1 protein-coding gene and 1 riboswitch are annotated in these 1,819 nt (G+C 76.7%); the gene reads left to right on the forward strand.

The genetic code is table 11. The annotated features are described in order from the left end of the window. Positions 1 to 250: 250 nt before the first annotated feature. Positions 251 to 384, reverse strand: a riboswitch (cobalamin riboswitch). Positions 385 to 621: 237 nt separating this feature from the next. Continuing rightward, on the forward strand, positions 622 to 1,728 hold the full coding sequence (locus ABZW03_RS40415) for an alpha/beta fold hydrolase (RefSeq protein WP_355269817.1): 1,107 nt from the start codon (positions 622 to 624) through the stop codon (positions 1,726 to 1,728). The last annotated feature ends 91 nt before the right edge of the window (positions 1,729 to 1,819 follow it).

The following is a 1,819-nucleotide window of genomic DNA, read 5'->3' on the forward strand; positions in this document are numbered from 1 at the left end:
GGGGCGGGGTGCCAGGGGCGGTCGGGGCGGGTCCGGACCGGGGCGGAGGCGGCGCGGGCGGAGGCCGTGCGGGTGGAGGCCGTGCGGGCGGAAGCGGCGCGGGCCGGCCGACGCGGAGAAGGAGAGGACGGGAGCGCGGTCATCGGGCGCTCGGCGGACGGCAGCTCGGAGTCCGGCCGGGCGGGGCAGCCTGCATCGCGTGCGTGTCCTCACTCAGGGTCCGCGCCCTGGATCGACGTGACGGGGGCGAGAGTCTCCTGGCTTCCGGGTCGAACGCACCCCCAGAGCCTTCCAGCGGCCGTCGACGGCCCGCCGTGGCGTAGTTCCGAGCGTGCTCCCCGGTGACAGTGGCGGGACCGCGCCGGACTTCCACCGGCTTCCTCTCCATGCCTCCGTTTGGCCCCAGGATCCCATCACGGGCCCGAACCGGGAGTCAACCGAGGTCACGGAGGGGTTGGTCACACGCGGGCCCGCTGACGCCCCGTGGGATCGCCGGGCAGCGGCCTCCCGTCGCCTGACCGGGTGACCCGGACGGCCCAACCGGGTGGCCGGTCGGCCGGGCCGCCGGTGAACTGGTGCTCGAACACCGTCCGGTCCGTGAGCAACAGAGCGGGGAGCGAAATGCGTTGGGGAACCGCCGCCGTCGTGGCGGCCGCCGCGGCCGGGGCCGCCGTGCTGGTGATCGGCCGTCGGGCCTCCGAGCGGATGGTCCGTCCGCTGACCGCCGTCCAGGAGTCCGGGCCGGTCGTGGTCCGCGGCCTCGCCCCCGGCCGGGTCACCTTCACCCGCGGCCCCGGAAGCCTGCGCCCCTTCCGCTGGGCGGTCGAGTGGGCGGACGGCGGGCACGCGGTGGTCGAGGAGGTCCTGCGGAGCGACGAGCAGGGCGTCACCCGCCGGCTGGTCCGCGCGGACCGGGGCACCCTCACCCCCGGCACTGAGGTCCGCTTCACCCCCCGGGTCCACCTCGGCGACCCCACCGAGGCGCTCGGCCTCGCCTTCGCCGACACCGCCGCCGACGGTGAGCTCGGCGCGCTGCCCGCCTGGCAGCTCGACGGCAAACGCGGCACCTGGGTGATCCTGGTGCACGGCCCGGAGGCCGACCGCCAGCAGGTGCTCCCGGTGCTCCCCGTCCTCGACCGGCTCGGCCTGCCCGCCCTCGCCGTCACCTACCGCGGCGACCGGGGCGCCCCCGCCTCCCCGGACGGGCTCAGCCACTTCGGCGAGACCGAGTGGCGCGACGTCGAGGCGGCGGTACGGCTGGCGCTCGACAGCGGCGCGGGCAAGGTGATCCTGTACGGCTGGTCGCTCGGCGCGACCATGGTCCTGCAGACCGTGGCGCGCTCCGCCTGGTCGCACGCCGTCCGCGGCCTGGTCCTCGACTCGCCCGTGCTCGACCTCCCGGCCTCCGCCCGCCGGGACGCCGCCCGGGCCGGCTTCCAGGGCGTCGCCGCCGAGCTCGGCGCGCTCGCCGCGGAGGGCCGCACCGGCGTCGACCTCGCCGACTTCGCCCGCCTCGCCGAGGGCGCCGACCTACGGGTGCCCACCCTCCTGCTGCACAGCCCCGAGGACCGGATCGCCCCCTTCGGCACCGCCGAGAAGCTGGCCGCCGCCCGCCGCGACGTTGTCAGCCTCCAGCCCTTCCCCGGCGCCGACCACGCCACCCTCTGGAACACCGCCCCCGACCGCTACACCGAACTCCTGCGCCGCTGGCTCACCCCCCTCCTCTAGGGTCCGTCTTCAAACTCGCGTCTGCGGGGCGACGCCGGGGCACGCACCTCGCCGCGTTGTCGTCGGTCGCCAATGCTCCGCAGTGGCTCCC

Source organism: Kitasatospora sp. NPDC004799 (assembly GCF_040609095.1).
Classification (GTDB): Bacteria; Actinomycetota; Actinomycetes; order Streptomycetales; family Streptomycetaceae; genus Kitasatospora.

Coding starts and splice junctions, on each gene's coding strand:
- ABZW03_RS40415 (WP_355269817.1), top strand. CDS start 622: ATGCGTTGGGGAACCGCCGCCGTCGTGGCGGCCGCCGCGGCCGGGGCC.